Genomic DNA, 3,390 nt, shown 5'->3' on the forward strand with positions numbered 1-3,390 from the left:
CTCAGCCCCGCGTTATAATCAGCCCAGTTCGTCGTCTTGTAGGTAGGTGATGTCGGTTTGCTCATGCTGGCCAGCTACCACACTGGATTCACGACATGAATCCCTCCGTGATTTGTGCAACATAGCCGGTGGAATGCGACAAGCTCTTTGTCGGGCTGAACGTCAGCATAATGCTCCATGTCAGATTTCTTTTTGGTTGCGCCATGCATGCTGCCATAGATCCAAGTCTTGATCGCCCTGATGTGCATAGGCACAGCCAAATCGAACCATACATTGGCCTAAGCGGCGAGGATCGGGTCCGCAGGGACAAGCTGTCAATCACGGCGGCAAAAGGGGCCATATACCGGCACAAAAAGGGGCAACGCTCGGGATGTCGGCATTGTGAACAGGCATGCAAGATTGACCCCGTAACGGGGTGATCGGCTTCCAAAGATGACCCCCCTTACATTGCTGGTCATGATGTCCCCGAAATTATGGGGGGGGCACAGTGTGGGATGCTGGTCGTGGAGACGATAGCAAAGATCCGTCGGGCGTATTTCCAATTGAAGAAGCCGATCAAGCAGATCTGCCGAGAGCTGCGGGTTTCGCGAAATACCGTGCGAAGGGTGATCCGCTCCGGCGTGACGGAGATGACCTACGAGCGTAACGTCCAGCCTCAGCCAAAGATCGGCCCGTGGAGGGATGAACTCGATCGGATGCTGGCAGCGAATGCGCGCAAGCCCAAGCGTGAGAGGTTGACTCGGATCAGGATATTCGAGGAACTCTGCGCTCTCGGATATGATGGCGGCTAGATGCAGTTCGACGCTACGCGGCTTCCTGGTCGAAGTCAGAACAGGAAGCTTCAGCTGCGGCCTATGTGCCGCTGAGCTTCGATCCCGGCGAGGCCTACCAGTTCGACTGGAGCCATGAGATCGTGCTGAACGACGGCGTGACGACCACAGTGAAGGTCGCGCATGTCCGACTTTGTCACAGCCGGATGCTGTTTGTCCGGGTTTATCCGCGAGAGACCCAGGAGATGGTCTTCGATGCCCACGACAAAGTTTTCGCCTTCTTCGGTGGCGCTTGTGCGCGTGGAATTTGCGACAACATGAAAACTGCGGTGGACACGATCCTTGTGGGACGGGACCGCACCTACAATCGCAGGTTCCAACAGATGTGCGGGCATTACTTGGTCGAACCGTCGTCATTGTCACTCGGACCAATGGCGTTACAATGACGACCATGCACCCCGGCGTCGGGCTGGGAGAAAGGGCAGGTTTAGAACCAGGTCGGCGTTGTCCGGCGGCGGTTCTTCGTGCCCCGACCAAGGTTCAAGAGCTACGCAGAACTCAACATATGGCTCGAAGACCGCTGCGTTGCTTGGGCCAAGTCTCATCCGCATCCGGAGCTTCGTGCCCGGATGATCTGGGAGGTGTTCGAAGGCGAGCGCCCCAGTTTGGTGCCCTAAGTTGGCCCCTTCGATGGCTTCCATGCCGTACCAGCCTCGGTGTCCAAAACCTGCCTCGTCCGGTTCGACAAGAACCGCTACTCAGTGGACGGTCGCGCCGTCGGTCGGCCGGTGGAGATCCGTGCTTATGCCGAGCGGGTCGAGTTCTGGCAGGACGGCAAGATCGTCGGGCAGCATGATCGCGCTTTCGGTCGTGACAAGGTCATCTACGATCCGTTGCACTATATCCCGATGCTGGCCCGCAAGCCCGGCGCCCTCAGGAACGGGGCGCCATTCAAAGAATGGGAGCTGCCGCCAGCAATACGTCGTGTTCAGCGCAAACTTGGCAAAGTGCCGGACGGCGACCGGCAGATGGTCCAGATCCTGAGCATGATCCCCACGGATGGCTTGGATGCTGTGGAAGCAGCTTGCGCCGAGGCTTTAAACGAAAGCACCCCGGCGTCCTCTGTCGTCCTGAACATCTTGGCCCGGCACCGTGAGCCGCCATCGGCGGTGACAATCGCCACGCCTGACGCACTGCGACGACCTGCGAACCCGTGGCCGATTGTAAACGTTATGACAGCCTGAGGAGACCCGACCATGGAAAGATCACAGGTGCTGGCTCGTCGTGCCGCAGGCGTGCCTCCGGCACGACGAGCCAGCTGAAGCTCTACGGCATGAAGGCCGCCTACGATGAGATCATCGTCACTGCGGTGAAGCGTCAGCACAAGCCACAACAGATCGTCGGTGACTTGCTGAACGCGAGAAATTAGCGAAAAGCAGGCGCGCTCGATCAAATATCAGTTGACGATCGCCAAGTTGCCCCTCGTCAAGGAGGTCGACGAGTTCTCCTTCGAAGACACTCCCGTGAACGAGACGTTGGTGCGCGATCTGGCCTCTGGGGAGTTCCTTGAACATCAGCGTAACGTCGTGCTTATCGGCGGCACCGGAACCGGAAAGTCCCACCTTGCGGTCAACATCGCCAGAGCCTGTATCAGGCGTAGCAAAAGGGGCCGCTTCTTCAACGTCGTGGATCTGGTAGCCAAGCTCGATGCGGAAGCCCGTGTCGATCGACAGGGGCGCACCGCAGATCTTCTATGCCGCCTCGACTTCCTAATCCTCGACAAGTTGGGCTATTTGCCGTTCGCCCAGACAGGTGGACAACTTCTGTTCCACCTCATCAGCCGCTTCGTTGAGCGCACCTCGATCATCGCGGCGACCAACCTCGACTTCGGAGAATGGCCCTCCGTCTTAGGCGACGCGAAGATGACCACGGCGCTTCTGGACCGCCTCACCCACCATTGCGACATCGTCGAAACAGGCACCCAGAGCTGGCGCTTCAAAACTCGAGAATGACGCCATGAATTCTGCTGGCCCGATGCGGCTTCGCTGTGCGAGGGCTACACCGCATCGGGCCAGCTACTCGTGCGCCAAAGGGGGGCACTTTTGGACGCCTAAAGGGGGTTAAACTTCGCTGCCGATTGACAGCCGGCGGCGCTCTGGCGCGTGTTCGCCCCACATAGCTAACGCGTGCCAGAGCGCGCTGGCCGTAGGCCAGCACTAATGCTGTTTTGGGGAGTTCAGTCCTGGAGTTTTCGGCTCTGTCTCAGCCGGTAGCTGTCGCCGTTCATTTCCAAAATATGCACATGGTGGGTCAAGCGATCCAAGATGGCACCGGTAAGGCGTTTGGAGCCGAAGACTTCGGTCCATTCATCAAATGCAAGTGAACCGCGCCGGGTTTGCCGGAGGCTGAATTGTCTTAGTTACGCGGCCATATCTGATCTTTCCATAGCAGCATAGAAGTTTGCTTCTGCCTCAGCGGGCGGGATATTCCCGATAGGTTCCAGCAGGCGGCGATTGTTGAACCAGTCGACCCATTCGAGGGTGGCATATTCGACGGCTTCAAAGCTGCGCCAGGGGCCACGGCGATGAATGACCTCAGCTTTGAATAGGCCGTTTATCGT

General features: G+C 58.2%; 1 protein-coding gene and 3 pseudogenes. 2 read left to right on the forward strand and 2 right to left on the reverse strand.

From position 1 onward, the window contains the following. Nucleotides 1-494: 494 nt before the first annotated feature. Nucleotides 495-2,123: pseudogene (gene istA / locus BV911_RS18510) on the forward strand (IS21 family transposase). Continuing rightward, nucleotides 2,104-2,782, forward strand: a pseudogene (gene istB, locus BV911_RS18515) (IS21-like element helper ATPase IstB). The pseudogenes istA and istB overlap by 20 nt, the downstream one beginning before the upstream one ends. 224 nt (nucleotides 2,783-3,006) lie before the next feature. Here istB and BV911_RS18520 read toward each other — a convergent pair. Together BV911_RS18520 and BV911_RS18525 are read right to left on the reverse strand one after the other, a co-directional pair. Beyond that, nucleotides 3,007-3,153: pseudogene (locus BV911_RS18520) on the reverse strand (ATP-binding protein); the annotation flags it as partial. A 36-nt stretch (nucleotides 3,154-3,189) separates the two neighbouring features. Then, nucleotides 3,190-3,390 (reverse strand): IS3 family transposase (locus tag BV911_RS18525; protein WP_139840022.1); only part of this gene is annotated, 201 nt, incomplete at its 5' end.

The organism is Pseudoruegeria sp. SK021 (genome assembly GCF_002119405.1).
In the GTDB taxonomy this organism is placed as follows: domain Bacteria; phylum Pseudomonadota; class Alphaproteobacteria; order Rhodobacterales; family Rhodobacteraceae; genus Meridianimarinicoccus.